The sequence below is a fragment of the Streptomyces sp. NPDC031340 genome, from assembly GCF_055569945.1.
On the sequence record NZ_JBVIIE010000005.1, the window covers coordinates 124,773 to 142,819 of the forward strand.

The 18,047-nt window shown below is 75.1% G+C and carries 8 protein-coding genes and 1 tRNA gene; 2 read left to right on the forward strand and 7 right to left on the reverse strand.

Annotation, left to right across the window (positions count from 1 at the left end; all coding sequences use genetic code 11):
• Positions 1-17: 17 nt before the first annotated feature.
• The 3 genes from ACZ5GT_RS05285 to ACZ5GT_RS05295 form a co-directional block, all read right to left on the reverse strand.
• Positions 18-9,530: a type I polyketide synthase gene (locus tag ACZ5GT_RS05285; RefSeq protein WP_469014433.1), complete on the reverse strand. Its 9,513-nt coding sequence runs from the start codon at positions 9,528-9,530 to the stop codon at positions 18-20.
• A 184-nt stretch (positions 9,531-9,714) separates the two neighbouring features.
• The gene (locus ACZ5GT_RS05290) at positions 9,715-12,438 is read right to left on the reverse strand and encodes a helix-turn-helix transcriptional regulator (RefSeq protein ID WP_469014438.1); all 2,724 of its coding nucleotides are present in this window, start codon (positions 12,436-12,438) and stop codon (positions 9,715-9,717) included.
• Positions 12,439-13,010: 572 nt separating this feature from the next.
• Positions 13,011-13,084, reverse strand: a tRNA-Pro gene (locus ACZ5GT_RS05295).
• A 155-nt stretch (positions 13,085-13,239) separates the two neighbouring features.
• Between ACZ5GT_RS05295 and ACZ5GT_RS05300 the strand changes: the two genes are divergently transcribed.
• Positions 13,240-13,947 (forward strand): transketolase, encoded by a 708-nt coding sequence (locus ACZ5GT_RS05300; RefSeq protein ID WP_469014442.1) that lies wholly within the window; start codon positions 13,240-13,242, stop codon positions 13,945-13,947.
• Positions 13,948-13,971: 24 nt separating this feature from the next.
• Positions 13,972-14,892, forward strand: a complete 921-nt coding sequence (locus tag ACZ5GT_RS05305; protein WP_469014445.1) for a transketolase family protein — start codon at positions 13,972-13,974, stop codon at positions 14,890-14,892.
• A 166-nt stretch (positions 14,893-15,058) separates the two neighbouring features.
• On the opposite strand, the gene ACZ5GT_RS05310 is transcribed toward ACZ5GT_RS05305, so the two are convergent.
• Genes ACZ5GT_RS05310 through ACZ5GT_RS05325 form a run of 4 tightly spaced genes read right to left on the reverse strand, consistent with a single transcriptional unit; the run spans position 15,059 to position 18,009 of the window.
• The gene (locus ACZ5GT_RS05310; protein WP_469014448.1) at positions 15,059-15,418 is read right to left on the reverse strand and encodes an MmcQ/YjbR family DNA-binding protein; all 360 of its coding nucleotides are present in this window, start codon (positions 15,416-15,418) and stop codon (positions 15,059-15,061) included.
• A gap of 42 nt (positions 15,419-15,460) precedes the next feature.
• Positions 15,461-16,003: a GNAT family N-acetyltransferase gene (locus tag ACZ5GT_RS05315; protein ID WP_469014452.1), complete on the reverse strand. Its 543-nt coding sequence runs from the start codon at positions 16,001-16,003 to the stop codon at positions 15,461-15,463.
• On the reverse strand, positions 16,000-16,584 hold the full coding sequence (locus ACZ5GT_RS05320) for a helix-turn-helix domain-containing protein (RefSeq protein WP_469014455.1): 585 nt from the start codon (positions 16,582-16,584) through the stop codon (positions 16,000-16,002). The genes ACZ5GT_RS05315 and ACZ5GT_RS05320 overlap by 4 nt, the downstream gene beginning before the upstream one ends.
• Positions 16,585-16,635: 51 nt before the next feature.
• Positions 16,636-18,009: a B12-binding domain-containing radical SAM protein gene (locus ACZ5GT_RS05325; RefSeq protein ID WP_469014458.1), complete on the reverse strand. Its 1,374-nt coding sequence runs from the start codon at positions 18,007-18,009 to the stop codon at positions 16,636-16,638.
• Positions 18,010-18,047 lie beyond the last annotated feature (38 nt).

An 18,047-nucleotide genomic window follows, 5' to 3' on the forward strand; every position in this document is an offset into this window, starting at 1 on the left:
ATGTGCGGGTGCCTCTCCTACGAAATGCCGAGCTGCTGGTCGATGAGGTCGAAGATCTCGTCGTCGGCGGCGGCCGTGATGAGGGCCGCCACGTCGGCGGGTGACGCGGACGGCTGCCGCGTGTCGTCGACGGTGACGCCGGGGTCCGGTGCGGACGGGGCGAGGAGTTCGTGCAGGTGGGCGGCGAGCGCGGCCGGGGTCGGGTGGTCCAGGACGACGGTGCTGGGCAGCCGCAGTCCGGTGGCCGTGCCGAGCCGGTTGCGCAGTTCGATGACGCCGAGGGAGTCGAAGCCGCTCTCCATGAACCCGTTGCCGGGCCGGACGGCCGTGGCGTCGGGGTGGCCGAGGACGCCGGCCGCGGTCTCCCTGACGAGGGCGAGCAGCAGCCGCGTCCGGTCGGCCGCGGAGGTGGATGCCAGGTCGCGGCGCAGGGCCTCGGCGGGGTCGGTGCCGCGGGCCGCGGCGGGCTTGCGGGGGCGTGCGGTCCGGTGGGCGGCCGCGAGGTCGCGCACCACCGTGGACAGCCCTTCCGCGTCCGGCCGGCCGGCGTCGATCTCGGCGGCCACGAGCACCGTCTCGGGTGCGGTCAGGGCGGCGTCGAAGAGGGCGAGGGCGGTCTCGTCGCTCATCGGTGCCAGGCCGGTGCGGGCGAGCCGGTCGGTCTGGGCCGCGTCCAGTCCCCCGGCCATGCCTCCGGCCTCGGCCCAGTGCCCCCACGCCAGGGACACGGCGGGCAGGCCGCGCACTCTGCGGTACTGGGCGAGCGCGTCCAACTGGGCGTTGGCGGCGGCGTAGTTGCCCTGCCCGGGGTTGCCGAGGACGCCCACGGCGGAGGAGAACAGCACGAACGCCGACAGGTCGAGGTGCTCGGTGGCGCGGTGCAGGTGCCAGGCTCCCTCCGCCTTGGGCCGGGCGACCCCGGCCAGCCGCTCCGGGGTGAGCGAGGTCAGCACGGTGTCGTCCAGCACGCCGGCCGCGTGCACGACCGCGGTCAGCGGACGGTCCGCGGGGACGGCGGCGACGAGCGCGGCCACCGCCTCCGCGTCACCGGTGTCGAGGGTGGCGACGGTCACCTCGGCGCCCAGCGCGGTCAGTTCCGTCACCAGGGCGTCGGCGCCGGGCGCGGCGGGCCCCCGGCGGCCGGTGAGCAGCAGGTGCCGTACACCGTGGCGGGTGACCAGGCGGTGGGCGACGCGCCGGCCGAGGGCGCCGGTGCCGCCGGTGACCAGGACCGTGCCGTGCGGGGCCGGCGGGGGCGGCGGGTTGGTGAGGACGAGCTTGCCGGTGTGCCGGGCCTGGCTGAGACGGCGCAGGGCCCGCGGGGCGTGCCGCACGTCCTCGGCGACGAACGGCAGCGGCCGCAGGACGCCGTCGGCGAAGAGCCGGAACAGGTCGGTGAGCATCTGCCCGACACGGTCCGCGTCGACGTCGAAGAGGTCGAAGTCGAGGTAGGCGGCCCCGTCGTACTCGGCGGCCACCGCGGCGGCGTCCCTGAGGTCGGTCTTGCCCATCTCCACGAACCGGCCGTCGGGCGCCAGCAGGCGCAGCGAGGCGTCGGTGAACTCGCGGGCGAGGGAGTTCAGGACGACGTCGACGCCCCGCCCGCCGGGTGTGGCGGCGCGGAAGGCTTCCTCGAAGTCGAGGGTGCGGCTGGACGCGATGCGCTCGTCGGGCAGGCCGAGTCCGCGCAGGACGTCCCACTTGTCGGGGTGCGCGGTGGCGTACACCTCGGCGCCCAGGTGCCGGGCGAGCCGGACGGCCGCCTGGCCCACGCCGCCGGCCGCCGAGTGGATCAGGACGCTTTCGCCGGGCCGGAGTTCGGCGAGGTCGACGAGGCCGTGGTAGGCGGTGAGGAACACCACGGGCACGCCGGCGGCCCGGGCGAAGCTCCACTCCTCGGGGATGCGGGCGAGGAGCCGGTGGTCGGTGACGGCGACCGGTCCGAGGGTGCCCTGGACCAGGCCGGTGACCCGGTCCCCGGGGGCGAGGCCGGTGACGCCTGGGCCGGTCTCCAGGACCACGCCCGCGCCCTCGGCGCCGATCCGGGCCCGGCCCGGGTACATGCCGAGCGCGATGAGGACGTCGCGGAAGTTCAGGCCGGTGGCGCGCAGCGCGACGCGGACCTGTCCGGGGCGGAGCGGGGCCTCGGCCTCGGGTGCGGGCAGCAGGGCGAGGGCGTCGAGGCTGCCGCGCGGCTCGGCGTCCAGCCGCCAGGCGCCGGTGCCGGGCGGCGGGGTGAGGACGCCGGCGCCGGTGGCCGGGCGCAGCCGCGGCACCAGCAGGTCGCCTCCTCGTACGGCGAGCTGGTCCTCGCCCGCGGCGAGGGCGGCGGCGGGCAGGCTCCCGGCGTCGGCGCCGTCCGCCAGGTCCAGCAGGGCGAACCGGCCGGGGTGTTCGGCCTGCGCGGCGCGTACCAGGCCCCAGACCGCGGCGGCGGTGACGGAGACGTCCTCGGCGGAGTGGGTGGCGACCGCGTCGCGGGTGACGACGACGAGCTGCCGGCCTTCGGCGGCCGGTTCGGCGAGCCAGCGCTGGAGCAGGCCGAGCACCGTGACGGCGTCCGGTCCGGCGGCGGCCACGGGCCCGCGCGGTCCGGTGCGGGCGAGGGCGGCGGGGTCGGGCACGGCCTCTACGAGCCGCCCGGTGGCCGCTGCCGGCGCGTTCCGCAGGGGGTCGCCGGGGTCGTCGAGGAACGTCCAGGCGGGCGCGGGCTCCTCGGGTGTCCCGGGCAGGTCCGCGGGGACCCAGTCGAGCAGGTGGGCCGCGGACGTCTGCGGCCGGGGCGCGGCGCGCAGGGTGAGTCCGGCGATGTCGGCCACCGGGGCTCCGGAGGCGTCGGCGATGCGGAGGGCCACGGTGTCGGTCCCGGTGGGCCGGACGCTGACCCGCAGCGCGGACGCTCCCCCGCGGTGGAGCGTGACGCCTTCCCAGGCGAACGGCAGCCTGAGCCGCGCCGAGCCGGGGACGAGGGCGACGACGGCGTGCAGGGCGGCGTCGAGCAGCGCGGGGTGCAGGACGTGGCCGGGGCCCGCCGTGGTCCCGGCCACGGGGCCGACCTCGGCGTGGATCTCGTCGCCGAGCCGCCAGGCCGCGGTCAGCAGCCGGAACCCGGGGCCGTACTGGTAGCCGTCGTCTGCGAGACGGTCGTAGACGTCCGTCAGGTCGACGGGCTGGGCTCCGGCCGGAGGCCATGCGGCGTCGGGGCCGCCGGCCGGCGCCGGGGCCCGGTCCGGGGCGTCGGCGGTGAGGCCGGTGGCGTGCCGGGTCCAGGGCGCGTCGGTGTCCTCCGGGCGGGAGTGCACGGTCAGCGGGCGGCGGCCGGAGTCGTCCCGGGCGCCGAGGGCGACCTGGAGCCGGACGGCGCCCTCGGCGGGCAGCTGGAGCGGCGCCTCCAGCGTCAGCTCGTCGAGCCGGCCGCCGGTGTGCAGGGCGAGGTCGACGAAGGCGGCGCCGGGCAGCAGGACCCGGTCGGCGATCGTGTGGTCGGCGAGCCAGGGGTGGCCGCGCAGGGTGAGGCGTCCGGTGAACACCGTGCCCGTGTCGTCCGGGAGGTCCAGCGCCGCGCCGAGCAGGGGGTGCCCGGCCGGGTCGAGGCCGGCCTGCGTGGGAGCGCCGCCGCCGGGGGCGTCGAGCCAGTGCCGGTGCCGCTGGAAGGGGTAGGTGGGCAGGTCGAGGCGGCGCACCGGCAGTCCGGCGAAGGCGGCCCGCCAGTCGACCGGGACGCCGTGGACGTGCAGCCGGGACAGCGCCTCGGTGAGCGTCCGCGTCTCCACACGGTCGGGCCGCAGGACCGCCACGGCGGTGCGGTGCGCCGTCGGCGCCGCGTCCTCGAAAGCGTCGTCGAGGCCGGCCGCGGTGAGCGCGGTGAGCACGGTGTCGGGGCCCAGTTCCAGGAACGCCGACACGCCCAGGTCGCGCAGCGCGCGCACCCCGTCGTGGAAGCGGACGGCCTCCCTGATGTGCCGTACCCAGTACTCGGGGTCGGTCAGCTCGCCCGGTGCGGCGAGCCGTCCGGTCAGGTTGGAGACCACCGGCACGCGCGGTTCGGACAGGGTGACGCCGGCGGCGACCGCCCGGAAGTCCGCCAGCGCGGCGTCCATGTGCGGGGAGTGGAAGGCATGGCTGACCGTCAGGACCTTGGACCGGTGCCCGGTCTCGCGCCGGGCGGCGGCGATGCGGTGCACGTCGTCGGCGTCGCCGGAGACGACCACGGAGTCCGGGCCGTTGACGGCGGCGATGCTCACCCGGCCGTCGGCCGGGGCGATCAGTGATGCGGCCTCCTCCTCGGTGGCCTGGAGCGCCGCCATGGCTCCGCCCGCGGGAAGCGCCTGCATCACCCGGCCCCGGGCGGCGACCAGCCGTACCGCGTCGGGCAGGGACAGCACTCCCGCCAGGTGCGCGGCGGTCAGTTCGCCGATCGAGTGCCCGAGGTGGGCGTCGGCCCGGAAGCCGAAGGACTCGGCCAGCCGGTACAGGGCGACGCCGAGCGCGAACAGGGCGGGCTGGGTGTAGGCGGTGGTGTCGAGCAGGGCGGCGGCCGGAGTGCCGGTCCCGGCGAACAGCACCTCGCGCAGGGATGTGTCGAGTTCGGCGTCGAAGAGGCCGGTCACCTCGTCCAGCGCCGCCGCGAAGACGGGGTACGCGGCATACAGTTCCTTGCCCGCGCCGGGGCGCTGGCTGCCCTGTCCGGGGAACTGGGCGGCGACGCGGACGGTACGGCTGAGGACCGTGCCGCGCGTCAGGCCGGGGGCGTCCGTGCCGTCGGCGAGGGCGCGCAGGGCGGCCAGGCGGGCGGCGCGCGAGTCGCCGACGACCACCGCCCGGTGGTCGTGCAGGGCCCTGGTGGTGGCCAGCGACCAGCCGACGGAGGCGTCGTCGGCGGCGTCCGGGCCGTGCTCGGACGCCAGGTGCTCGAGGTGTTCGATCAGGCGCCGGGCCTGGGCGTTCAGGGCGTCGTCGGCGCGGGCGGACAGGATCCACGGCAGGGACGAGGGAGACGACAGGGACGACGGAGACGACGGAGACGGCTTCCCGGGGGCGGCCGGCACGCTGCCGTGGGGTGCGGTGCCGTCCGACGTGGCGGGCGGGTCCTCGGCCGTGGCCGGCGGGGCGGCTTCGAGGATCAGATGGGCGTTGGTGCCGCTGATGCCGAAGGACGACACCGCGGCGCGCCGCGGGCGCCCGTCGTGGTCCGGCCAGGCGGTGGTGCCGGTGAGCAGGGCGACCGTCCCGGACGACCAGTCCACGTGCGGGGTGGGCGCGTCGACGTGCAGGGTGCCGGGGAGTTCCCCGTGTTCCAGGGCCTTCACCAGCTTGATCACGCCGGTGACGCCGGCGGCGGCCTGGGAGTGGCCGAGGTTGGACTTGGCCGAGCCGACGAGCAGCGGGCGTTCCGGGTCGCGGTCCTGGCCGTACACGGCGATCAGCGCCTGCGCCTCGATGGGGTCGCCGAGGGTGGTGCCGGTGCCGTGCGCCTCGACGGCGTCGACGTCGGCGGGGCGCAGCCCGGCCGTGGCGAGGGCCTGGCGGATGACGCGTTCCTGGGAGGGGCCGTTGGGCGCGGTGAGGCCGTTGGACGCGCCGTCCTGATTGACGGCGGACCCACGGACCAGGGCGAGCACCCGGTGGCCGTTGCGGCGCGCGTCGGACAGCCGCTCCAGCAGGACCAGTCCGACGCCCTCGGACCAGGCCGTGCCGTCGGCGGCCGCCGCGAACGGCTTGCAGCGGCCGTCGGGCGCCAGTCCCCGCTGTCGGCTGAACTCGGTGAACATACCCGGATGCGCCATGACGGTGGCGCCTCCGGCGAGCACGAGGTCCGACTCGCCCGAGCGCAGCGACTGGACGGCCAGGTGAAGGGCGACCAGCGAGGAGGAGCAGGCGGTGTCGACGGTGACGGCGGGGCCTTCCAGCCCCAGGGTGTAGGCGATCCGCCCCGAGGCGACGCTGGTGAGCGCGCCGGTGAGGGCGTGCCCCTGATGGCCCTCGGGGGTCTCGTGCAGGCGGGGTCCGTAGTCCTGCGGCATGACGCCGACGAAGACGCCGGTCCGGGTGGACCGGAGCGTGGCGGGCACGATCCCGGCCCGTTCGAGCAGTTCCCAGGACGACTCCAGCAGCAGGCGCTGCTGTGGGTCCATGGCCGCGGCCTCGCGGGGGCCCAGCCCGAAGAACGCCCCGTCGAACCGGTCGGCGTCGTACAGGAACCCGCCCTGGCGGGCGTACGAGGTGCCGGGGCGGCGGCCTTCCGGGTCGTAGAGGCCGTCGAGGTCCCAGCCGCGGCCGGCCGGGAAGTCGCCCACGGCGTCGCGGCCTTCGCGCAGCAGGTCCCACAACTGTTCGGGGGTGCGGGCGTCGCCCGGCCAGCGGCCCGCGAGCGAGACGATCGCGATCGGGTCGTCGTCCTGTCCGGCGCCCTGCCCGTGGCCGACCGGCGCGGCGGCCTCCGGGGCGCCGGCGCCGGTGAGGCGGGTGCGGACGTGGTCGGCGACCGCGCGGGCGGTGGGCCGGTCGTAGGTCAGCGTGGACGGCAGGTCCAGGCCGGTGGCGGCGGCGAGCCGGTCGCGGAACTCGACGGCGGACACGGAGTCGAAGCCGAGGTCCTTGAACGGCAGGTCCGGGTCGACCGCCTCGGGAGCGGGCTGCCCGAGGACCAGGGCGGCGCTGGCGAGCACCACCTCCAGCGGATCGGCGCCGGACGGGACGGCGGCCGGGCGGGCGCCGGTGTCCGGCCCGTCGGAGGGCCGGGGCGCCGGCGGCGCGGTCCTCGGCGGCTCGGTCGTCGCGGGGGCGGCGGCCGCCGTCCGCGGGGGCGCCTCGGGGCCGGGCAGCGCGTCGGACCACACCCGGCGGCGCTGGAAGGCGTACGTCGGCAGCGGCACCCGCCGCGCCCCGGCCCCGTACAGGCGGGTCCACTCCACGGTGCCGCCGCGGGTGTGCAGGTCGGCGAGGGAGGTGAGGAAGCGGCGCGGACCGCCGTCGTCACGGCGCAGGGTGCCGGTGACGGCGGCGCCGGGCAGGTCGGCGAGGCCGAGGGTGAGCACGGGGTGCGGGCTGACCTCGACGAAGGCGCGGTGACCGGCGGCGTACGCGGCCTCGACGGCTTGGCGGAAGCGGACGGTCGAGCGCAGGTTGCGGTACCAGTACTCGGGGCCGAGCGCGGTGCCGTCGAGGAGACCGCCGGTGACGGTGGAGTAGATGGCGACCTGGGCGGGCCGCGGCCGGATCGCCGTGAGCAGCGCGGGCAGGGTGTCGCGCAGCGGTTCGACCTGCGCGGAGTGCGAGGCGTAGTCGACCGGGATTGCCCTGGCGCTGACGCCTTCCGCCGTGTACCCGGCGACGAGGGCCGCGACAGCTTCCCGGTCGCCGGAGACGACGGTCACGGAGGGTCCGTTGACGGCGGCCACGTTGAGGACACCGGCGAAGGCGTCGAGCCGCGCCCGCACCTCCGCCTCGGGCAGGGGGACGGAGGCCATGCCGCCGCCGCTGACCGTCGCGGCCAGCTCGGTGATCGCGCGGGAGCGCAGGGCGACCAGCGCGGCGGCGTCGTCGAGGCTGAGCGCGCCGGCGACGTGGGCGGCGGCGATCTCGCCCTGGGAGTGCCCGATCACCGCGTCGGGGCGCACGCCGTGGGCCTGCCACACCGCGGCGAGGGAGACCATCACCGCGAACAGGGCGGGCTGGACGACATCGGCGCGTTCCAGCGGCGGGGCGTCCGGAGCGCCGGTCAGCAGGTCGTGCAGCGACCAGTCGAGGTGCGGGGCGAGGGCGTCCGCCACGGCGGCGATGCTCGCGGCGAAGCCCGCGTCGGAGGCGAGCAGTTCGCGGGCCATGGCGGGCCACTGGGAGCCCTGCCCGGGGAAGACGAACACGGTGCCGCCGGGTTCGCCGGCCCGTGCGGCGCTCAGGCCGGCCGTCTGGGCGCCGGTCTCCAGTGCTTCGAGTCCGGCGAGGAGCGCGTCGCGGCCGTCGCCGGTCAGCACGGCCCGGTGCGGGAGGGCGGTACGGGTGGTGGCCAGCGAGAAGCCGATGTCCCGCGGCGTGAGTCCGGGGTGCCGGGTGACGTGTGCCCGCAGCCTCGCCGCCTGGTCGCGCAGGGCCTGGGGGGTGTGGGCGGACAGGGGCCACAGCAGCGGCCCGGCGGCAGCGGAGGCGGAGTTTGCGGATGCGGAGTCCGCGGAGGCGGATTCGGCGGAGGCGGACCGGCTGTCACCGGTGGCCGCGTCCTCGTCGGCCGGGGAGGACCGCCGTGCGCGGGCCTCCGGAGGCGCCTCGCCGACCAGGACGTGGGCGTTGGTGCCGCCGACGCCGAAGGAGCTGACTCCCGCCGTCAGCGGCCGGTCGGGGCTGGGCCAGGCTCGGGTGCCGGTGTTGACCCGCAGTCGTAGCCGGTCGAAGGGGATGCCGGGGTTGGGCTCGGCGAAGTTGAGGCTGGCCGGGAGCCGGCCGTGCCGGACGCTGAGCACGGTCTTCAGCAGTCCGACGATGCCGGAGGCGCCTTCGAGATGGCCGACGTTGGTCTTCGCCGAGCCGACGAGCAGGGGCCGGTCGGGGGCGCGGCCCGCGGCGAAGACGTCCCCGAGCGCGGCGGCCTCGACCGGGTCGCCGACCCGGGTGCCGGTGCCGTGCAGTTCCACGTACTGCACGTCGGCGGCGCGCACCCCCGACCGGTCGAGGGCCCGGCGGATGACGTCAGCCTGGGATGCGGCGCCGGGGACGGTCAGCCCATCGGTGGCGCCGTCGTGGCCGACGGCGCTGCCCAGCAGAACGGCGTGCACCGGGTCGCCGTCGGCGAGGGCCCGGGTGAGGGGCTTGAGCACGAGGACGACGGCGCCCTCCCCACGGGCGTAACCGTTGGCGCGCGCGTCGAAGGTGAAGCAGGCGTGGTCGGGCGACAGCGCGCCGAAGCGGTCCACGACCAGGGTGCTGTCGGGAGCGAGGTTGAGGTTGACCCCGGCGGCCAGGGCGATGTCCGACTCGCCCGAGCGCAGGCTCTCCAGCGCCAGGTGCACGGCGACCAGGGAGGAGGACTGCGCCGCGTCCACGGTGAGGCTGGGGCCGCGCAGATCGAGTGCGTACGACACCCGGCCGGCGATGATTCCCTTGCTGAGGCCGGTCAGGCTGTGCCGGGTGATCGCGTCGCCGCCGCGGCCGTGCACGAGGGCGGCGTAGTCGCCGGCCATCGCCCCGACGAAGACTCCGGCTCGCGAGGCGCTCAGGGCGCGCGGCAAGATTCCCGCGTCCTCCAGTGCCTCCCAGGCGAGTTCGAGGACCAGGCGCTGCTGCGGATCGGTCGCGGCGGCCTCGGCCGGGGACATCGCGAAGAATTCCGGGTCGAAGAGATCGACGTGGTCGAGAAATCCGCCGGGGCGTACGTCGCCCTTTTCCGGTGATCCCCGAAAACGACCGGGGGGCACGCCTCCGACCCGGCTCTCGCCGTGGTCGAGAATTTCCCAGAAGGCGTCGGGGTCGGGGGCGCCGGGGAGCCGGCAGGCGATCCCGACGACGGCTGTGGCTTCATTCACCGGTGCAGACATGCTGATCAGCCTGGTGCACCCGGCGCCGTCGGTGACCCCTACCGCCCCCCTGCCACCCCCCTAGGGGCCTTCTGACCGTGAACCCCTAATCACCTCGGGGAATCACCGGGAAAACACGCACGGGTGTCTTCCTGGCCTGCCCTTTCCCACCCGCCGGCACCGCCCCGGCCCCGTTCTTCCGTCGTCATCCGGCGAGTCCCGGGCGGGATTCCAGGGAATGCGAAAGGTCCATTCTGCGGCGGACCCCGAGTTTGCGATAGACCTTCGTCAGGTGCTGTTCCACGGTGCTCACCGTGATGAAGAGCCGCTTCCCGATCTCGCGGTTGGTCAGACCGCACGCGGCGAGTTCGGCCACCCGCCTCTCGGCCTCGCTGAGTTCGTCGTCGCGGACCGGTGCCGGGGCGGTGCCGGAGACCCGGGAGAGGTGACGGGCCCTGCGGTCCGCGGTCCTGGCCTGCTCGGAGTCGCCGAGCGCGCTGTGCGCGGCGCTCAGTTCGACGAGGGCTGCGGACAGTTCGAGCTGGTCGCCGGACTCCTCGAGCGCCCTGACGGCCCGTTCCAGCAGGCCGGCTCGTTCGGCGGGCTCCGCCGCGGCCGCTCCGGTGCGCAGCGCCATGCCGCGGGTGCGCGACTGCTCGCCGCCCAGGGTCCGCAGCTGGCGTTCGATGAGGGACCGGGCGGCGTGCGGCCGGCCGAGGGCGAGTTCGGCGCGGGCGGCACCCACGCGCCACGGCACGAGCGCGGGCAGGTGTTCCAGGCCCCAGAGCGCGGTCGTCCTGCCGCAGGCGCGGTAGTCGGAGAGGGCGGTGCGGGCATCGCCGGTCGCCAGGTGGTGCCCGGCGCGGGCGTACAGGTAGTGCAGGCCCGCGGGGGTGCGGAACATCGCCTCCGGCACCGGCATGGCCAGATAGCGTGCGGCGTCCTCGTGCCGCCCCAGCGCGGTCCGCGCGCCCACCATGGTGGCGAGCGGGAAGCCGGCCCCGATGCCCCACTGCCGGGGGGTGACCTCCTGGAACGCGACGCGCGCGTATTCCTCGGCGATCCGGATGTCGCCCTGGCGCAGCGCGGCCTCCGCCGTCAGCGCCGCCAGCAGCGCGTCCTCGGTGCTGTCGCTTCCCCGGCTGGGCCGGTTGGTCACCGCGGCGCACCAGCGCGCGGCGCGGCCCGGCTGGTCGGCGTAGAGGAGCACGGTCAGCGCGGCGGTCAGGGAACGGGCGGGGATGTCGGTGACCCGGCTCTCCCGCAGGATGTGCTCGGCGCGAGAGACGGCCTCCCGGTGCGGCAGGCCTGCCAGCAGGGCGGTGAGCACGCGCATGCCGTCGAGGAAGGTTCCGCCGGCGTCCGCGCCGTCCGGTTGGGAGCCCCGCCCGGTGTGCGGCAGGAGGGTGGGGTACCAGTAGCCGATCCAGGTCCGCAGCCCGACGATGCCGTCCGGTTCCTGCGGGTGGTCGGCCTCGTAGCGGGCCACGGCCTCGAGGCCCTCGTCCACCCGGCCCTCCCAGAACAGGTGGCGGACGGCTGCCCGCTGTCTGCTGGGGGTGAGCGGCTCGTCCGTGCCCGTGCCGGGCAGTCCGGGCAGCACGGGGACGCACTGGATGACGACGTCCTCGGTCCGGTCGGCCCCGCGGTCGCCCGCACCCACGGTCTCCGGGCGGGTGTCCGCCGCGTTCTCCCGGTCGGCAGGCGAGGTCGCGGGGGACGGGGCGGGTGCCCTGTCGACCGCCCAGGGGGCTCTGACCTGGCCCTCGGCGGCACGGTACTGCTCGGCGACGTGTTCGGCGGAGGCGCCTGTGGTGGCGAGCAGGTCGGCGGCCCGGCGATGGAGTGCGGCGAGTTCCGCGGGCCGCATCGCCGCCAGCAGGTCACCGCCGCCGCTGCGATGACGGAAGTCGCCGTCCGCGAACAGGCCGGCCGCGTGGAGCAGGTACAGGGCGCGGGGCGGCGAGTCGTTGGCCAGGAGCAGCAGTTCGGCCAGCAGCGAGGCGTCGGCCGGGCGGCCGAGCGCGGCCACCCCCCGGGCCACCCGCAGGGCGAGCGGGTCGATCCGGTGCAGGCAGTGCATCACGCCGCGCCGGTAGTTCTCGCCGATCACCAGTTCGGTCCGGGGCTCATCGGGCTGCTGGTCCTCGATCACGGCACGGACGAGCAGCGGGTTGCCCCCGGTGAGTTCCAGGACCTGGGCCGCGTGCCGCCGTGCGGCCTGCGTTCCGAGCCGTTCGCTCAGCAGGCCGGCGACGATGTCGTGGTCGAACAGGCGCAGCCTGACCCGTTCGTGGTCGGGCCGGCCGGCCAGTTCCACTTCGAAGTAGGGATCGCGGGGTGTCATGTTCTCGCGCGAGCAGAGCACCGTGAGGATGCGCGCGCCGCGGGTGCGCCGGGTGAGGTAGAGCAGGAATTCCAGGGACTGCACGTCCGCGTCCTGCCGGTCGTCCACCGCGAGCAGCACCGGGACGTGCCTGGCGTACTCCAGCAGCAGGCTGCTCAGCCGGTGCAGCAGGTGCGGGGTGGGCCGCATCAGGACGTCGGCCTCCGTGCTGCCCGGTTCGGACCAGGCCGGCGACGGGGCGGGGGCGAGTCCGTTGTCGACCAGCCGGGCCGCCTCCACGGCGATGTCGGACGGCAGGAGCGGGCTCTGGAAGAGCTGACGCACCACGCCGAGCGGGAAGTCGCGCTCCAGTGGCGAGCCGGCGGCCATGAGCACGTGGGCGCCCTGCGACTCGGCGAACTCACCGAAGGCGTCCAGGAGTTCGGTGCGGCCGGTGCCGACGGGGCCGTGCAGGGTCACCACTCCCCCCTTGCCGTCGCGGCAGCGTTCCCACGCCGCCTGGAGCCGGCCCGACTCGTGCCGACGTTCGCTGACGGTGAAGGAAGAGGCGGTGCGGTGCTGTGGCGCCGAGTACATGAACATGCGCTCTCCTGGGGCGCGGGCACATGACCGGAATGCGCTGCTGTGCTGTCCCCATTGTGTGAAGTTCGGTCTGGGTGCGAAAACGCGCCACCGCGGCACGGGGCCGGGCGCGTGAACGGGCGTGCGACCCACCGGCTGTCCGGCCGGGTCACGTCCCAGGGATCAACGACAGAGAGAGCTCGCGAGGCGGCGGAGGTCGACGTCCAGTCTGGCCACCAGTCGGAGCGGTGCGGCACCGCTGTGCACGCGCTGCATGACCGTCCCCATCCTCAGGCCCGTGTGTCCGGACGCACCCCTCCACCGGGAGGAATGCGTGGCCGACCGGGATTTCATCGGTCGGCACGCGTCGTACGAGCGAGTGTAGGAACACGCCATTTACCCGTCAACGAGCGCCCGGCATACGGACGTTCACGCCATCGGTGGGGGCGGAGCGGCGTCGGAGACGCTCGGCAGGAGCCACCTGGGCCGTCCGGGCCGCCGGGCCGTCCAGGGAGGCGGGAAGAACCGCGGGAGGATGCCCGTATGAAAAGAGGGCCTTCGCAGACTCTCGTCCGCGAAGGCCCTCCGCACCGTCGGGACGACAGGATTTGAACCTGCGACCCCTTGACCCCCAGTCAAGTGCGCTACCAAGCTGCGCCACGTCCCGGTGCCCGTCTGACCTGGGGTTTCCCCCGGCCGAGCGCGCAGAAGAACAATACCGCACTCGGCTCGGTGATCGCGCACCGCTTTCCGCCCCGGGCCACCACGGCCTCACCCGCGGCGTTTGACCTCAAGTTTGGTCGAGGTTGCAGGATCGATCGCATGACGATCACCCACGAACACCGCCACTCGTACACATACCAGGATCTGCCCCGGCTGATGGGGCTGATGACCGGCGACGAGAAGCACGGCCCGGCGGCGACGTCCACGCTGGACGCGCTGTGGGTGCTGTACGACCGCGTGCTGCGGGTGACCCCGGAGCGCGCCGAGGATCCGGAGCGGGAGCGGTTCCTGCTGTCCAAGGGCCACGGGCCGATGGCGTACTACGCGGTGCTGGCCGCGAAGGGCTTCCTGCCCGTGGAGTGGCTGCCGGGCTTCGGCTCCTACGACTCCCCGCTCGGGCACCACCCCGACCGCCTGCTGGTGCCGGGCGCCGAGATCGGCAGCGGATCGCTCGGGCACGGGCTGCCGATCGCCGTCGGCACCGCGCTGGGGCTGCGCGCGCAGGGCCTGCACGAGCCGCGCGTCTGGGTGCTGACCGGGGACGCCGAGCTGGACGAGGGCAGCAACCACGAGGCGATCGCCTTCGCCGGACCGGCCGGCCTCGGGCAGCTGCACACCGTCGTCGTCGACAACGCCTCCGCCAGCCACGCCCGGCCGGGCGGCATCGCGGCCCGCTTCGAGGCCGCGGGCTGGTCCGCGGTCACCGTCGACGGCCGCGACCACCGGGCGCTGTACGAGGCGTTCACCGCCCCGCATCCGGGCCGCCCGCACGTGGTGGTGGCCCGGGTGGAGCCGAAGTACTCCTGACCGACAAGAAGGGCTCTGATCTTCATGGACACCATGCGTGACCGTTTCGCCTACGTCGCCACCAGGCTGCTGGACGAGGATCCACGCGTCGCGGTGGTCATCGCCGAGGTCGGCAAGGACGGCTTCGCCGAGGCACTGCGGCGGCACCCGGACCGGTTCGTCAACGTCGGCATCCGCGAGCAGCTCCTGGTCGGGGCCGGCGCCGGGCTGGCGCTGACGGGGCTGCGGCCCGTGCTGCACACGTTCGCCGCCTTCCTCGTCGAGCGGCCCTTCGAGCAGGTCAAGCTGGACCTCGGGCACCAGGGCGTGGGCGCGGTGCTGGTGAGCGCGGCGGCGTCCTTCGACTGGCCGGCCGGTGGATACACGCACATGGCGCCGGGCGACGTGGCGCTGCTGGACACCCTGGACGGCTGGACCGTGCACGTGCCCGGGCATCCGGACGAGGCCGAGACGCTGCTGCGGCACGCGGTCGCCGCGGGCGACGACAAGGTGTACGTCCGGCTGTCCCTGCAGTCGAACGCCCGGCCGCGCGAGGTCGACGGGCAGCACTTCCGCACCGTCCGCGAGGGCGGCCGCGGTGTGGTCGTCGCCGTCGGGCCGGTCCTCGACGACGTGCTCGCGGCCACGGAGGGGCTGGACGTGACCGTGCTGTACGCGACGACCGTGCGGCCCTTCGACTCGGCCGCGCTGCGCCGGGCCACCGGGACGGCCGGGACCGACGTCGTCCTGGTCGAGCCGTACCTGGCGGGTACGTCGACGGCCGCCGTGAACGACGCGCTGGCCGATCTGCCGCACCGGGTGCTGGGCCTGGGCGTGGGCCGCCGCGAACTGCGCCGCTACGGCCGCCTCGAGGAGCACGTCGCCGCTCACGGCCTGGACGCGGGTTCCCTGCGGGAACGGATCGCCGGCTTCGTCACCGGCGGGCGGGTGCCGACGGGGGCGTGAGGCGGCGGGGGCGTGGGGCGGCGGGGGCGTGAGGCGGCGGGGCGTGAGGCGGCGGCTCCGCGACCGGCTCCGGTACGTGCGTGGGTGGCAGCCGGAGCCCCCTCCGCTCCGGCTGCCACACTCGTCCCGGATCATGACACGCGGCACTGACAACGCCCCCGGCGTCTCACTCCGCGGCCGGCAGGCCCAGTGCGGGGTGGGCGTCGAGCAGCTGCGGCGGGGCGGCCTGGCGCCAGGAGTCGGCGAGGATGTCGCGCAGTTCCTCCTCGTCCTCCAGCGCGGCGAGGCGCACCCGCACCCAGGCGAACTGCGCCTCGTGGCCGGCGATCCAGAACTTCCCCGGCTCGGCCAGGACCAGTTCGTCGCGCTCCTCCTTGGGGCAGCGCACGGCGATGGAGGTCTCGTCCTCGGGCAGCGTGGCGAACATCTTCCCCGCCACCCGGAACGTGGGCATGCTCCAGGCGGTCTTCTCCGTCGTGTCCGGCAGGGACAGGGCGATACGGCGTACGTCTTCGGCGTCCGGCATGTCTCGCACCGTAGTCCCTGGCACTGACATCGAGTCACCTGGTCACAGCGGTGCCCCGGCCGGCCCGGCGGCGCCGAGCCGCTTGTAGTAGACCGAGGTCGGCCGCAGCGCGCCGTCGGGGGCTGCCGCGTAGTCCGGGATCGCGCCGACGCGGGTCCAGCCGGCCGAGCGGTAGAGGTGCTCGGCGAGGCTGTCGGTCTCGGTGTCCAGGTGCAGCAGGGTGATGCCCGCGGCGGCGGCCGCCTCCTCGGCGGTGGTCAGCAGCCGGCGGCCGAGGCCCCGGCCGCGGGCGTCGCGGTGCACCATCAGCTTGACCAGTTCGGCGCGGTGGCGGCTGTTGGGCTTGTCCGGGAAGACCAGGCTGACGGTGCCGAGCGTCCGGTCGCCCTCGCCGGCCTCCCACACCGCCAGCCGTCCGCCCGCCGCCTCCGCGGCGCGCTCCGTCCACCAGGCGAGGGCCGTCGCCCGGTCGAGCGGCGCGAGGAAGCCGATCGAGGCGCCGCCGTGCACGGTGTCCACCAGCAGGTCGGCCAGCTCCTCGACGCGTGCCGCCAGCGCGGCCCGGTCCAGCCGTCGCACGATCACGGCCCCACCACCACCAGCGCGTACCGCACGCCCTCGGGGCCGGGGCACCGGAACCGCGTCGGCCCCCACACCCGCAGCCGCAGGCAGTCGCCGGCGCCGAGGCGGTGCTCGACGTCCTGCGCCGTCACCTCGAGCGCCCCTTCCAGCACCCAGATGTGCTGTTCCAGGCCGGGCACGGGCGGCCGGTCGTAGGCGATGTCGGCGCCGGCGGCGAGCCGCCCCTCGACGAGTTCGCCGCGCAGCCCGGCGTGCGGCGGCGACACGGAACGCCGTACGAAACCGGAGTCCCGGTCCCGCCACACCGGCTGGTCGGCGGCGGGCACCAGCAGCGCGTGCTCCGCCTCCACCTCGCTGAGCAACTGCGACATGGTCCGCCCGTAGACGTTGCACAGGCGGTTGAGGAGGGCGGCGGTCGGGCTGATCTCCGCCCGCTCGGCCCGGGACAGGGTCGACCGGCTGACTCCGCTGCGCTCGGCCAGCTCACCGAGCGACCAGCCCCGTTCGGCCCGCAGCTCGGCCAGCCGGGCGCCCAGCCGGGCATCCACGGGGTCGGGCTCCGCCCCGACAGCATGTTGTTTCATATCCGGGAGGATATCCCGGATTCGAGACGCAACAGTACGGGTACGGGTGTCTCAGTCCCGCCCGCCGAATGCCGCGAGCGTGCGTTCCAGCGCGGGGAGCGCCCGCACCACCCGCTTCGACCGGATCAGCAGGTCCCACGCCGGCTCGAACTTCTTCCACCCGCCGGCGTACGCGAGGTGCCGCAGCCGCTCGTGCCGGCCGGGCTGGGCGGCCGAGCCGCGCCAGATGTTCGACCAGCGGTAGAACTCGCGGTACGCCCGCCAGTAGCCGTCCTCGAGCTGACGTGCCGTCATACCCTGTGGCCGGTAGACCACGTGACGGGTGTCGTAGAGGTCCCAGTCGCGGTGGAGGATGCGCCCCTCGGCGTCGAGCTGCCGCCACAGGCCGGTCGACGGGTACGGCGTCATGATGTGGAAGGTCGCCGTCTCGATGCCCTGCGCGACCGCCCAGTCCACCGTGCGGTCGAAGACGTCCGGGCCGTCCTGGTCCAGCCCGAACACGAAGCTGGCGTTGACCATGACCCCGGCGTCGTGCACCCGTCGTACCGCCGCCGCGTAGTCGGCGCCGATGTTCTGGTCCTTGCGGCGCTCGGCGAGGTTCGCGTCGTTGACCGTCTCGAAGCCGACGAACAGGCTGCGCAGCCCCGCCTCCACGGCCCGCTCCAGCAGCCCTGGCTTGAGGATGGAGTTGACCGTGGCCGCCGCCTGCCACAGCCGGCCCGACCCGCGCATGCCGTCGAACAGGGCCTCGGCGAAACGGCGGTTGCCGAACAGGTGGTCGTCGAGGAAGTAGAGGTGCCGGCCGGGCAGCCGGTCGATCTCGGCGAGGGCGTCGTCGACGGCCTGCGTGTAGAAGGACTTGCCGCCCTCGAAGAAGGCGTCCTTGTAGCAGAAGTCGCAGTGGTGCGGGCAACCGCGCGACACCACGATCGAGTTGGGGACCAGATACAGGTGACGCTTGATCAGGTCCCGTCGTACCGGCGGCAGTCCGGCGAGGGTGCGCCGTGTGGAGTCGTAGCGGCGGGCGGGGGCGCCGTCGCGGAAGTCCTTCAGGAACTGCGGCCAGGTGTCCTCGCCGGGGCCGGTGAAGACCGTGTCGGCGTGTGCCGCGGCCTCGTCGGGGAGCGAGGTGACGTGCAGGCCCCCCATCGCCACGTGGACGCCCCGGGCCCGGAAGTGGCCGGCTATCTCGTAGCTGCGCCGGGCCGAGGTGATGTACGGCTGGATCACCACCAGGTCGGGTGTGCCGAGGGCGTCGAGGTCGAGGCGCTCCACGTGTTCGTCGTGGAGGGTGACCTCGTCGCCGGGGTCCAGGTAGCCCGCGAGGGTCGCGAGGCCCAGGGGCGGGAACAGCGAGTACTTGACGGGACGGAACAGCGGGCTCGTCGCCTCGGTCAGGGCCGGGAGGATCATCGTCACACGCATGACGTCCGAGACTGTGTCCGACCGGTCGCCGGTTCCCT

What these genes read in the sequence shown, in the direction of transcription:
- ACZ5GT_RS05285 (WP_469014433.1), bottom strand. Translation starts at nt 9,530, where the DNA reads ATGTCTGCACCGGTGAATGAAGCCACAGCCGTCGTCGGGATCGCCTGC.
- ACZ5GT_RS05290 (WP_469014438.1), bottom strand. Translation starts at nt 12,438, where the DNA reads ATGTTCATGTACTCGGCGCCACAGCACCGCACCGCCTCTTCCTTCACC.
- ACZ5GT_RS05300 (WP_469014442.1), top strand. Translation starts at nt 13,240, where the DNA reads ATGACGATCACCCACGAACACCGCCACTCGTACACATACCAGGATCTG.
- ACZ5GT_RS05305 (WP_469014445.1), top strand. Translation starts at nt 13,972, where the DNA reads ATGGACACCATGCGTGACCGTTTCGCCTACGTCGCCACCAGGCTGCTG.
- ACZ5GT_RS05310 (WP_469014448.1), bottom strand. Translation starts at nt 15,418, where the DNA reads ATGCCGGACGCCGAAGACGTACGCCGTATCGCCCTGTCCCTGCCGGAC.
- ACZ5GT_RS05320 (WP_469014455.1), bottom strand. Translation starts at nt 16,584, where the DNA reads ATGAAACAACATGCTGTCGGGGCGGAGCCCGACCCCGTGGATGCCCGG.
- ACZ5GT_RS05325 (WP_469014458.1), bottom strand. Translation starts at nt 18,009, where the DNA reads ATGCGTGTGACGATGATCCTCCCGGCCCTGACCGAGGCGACGAGCCCG.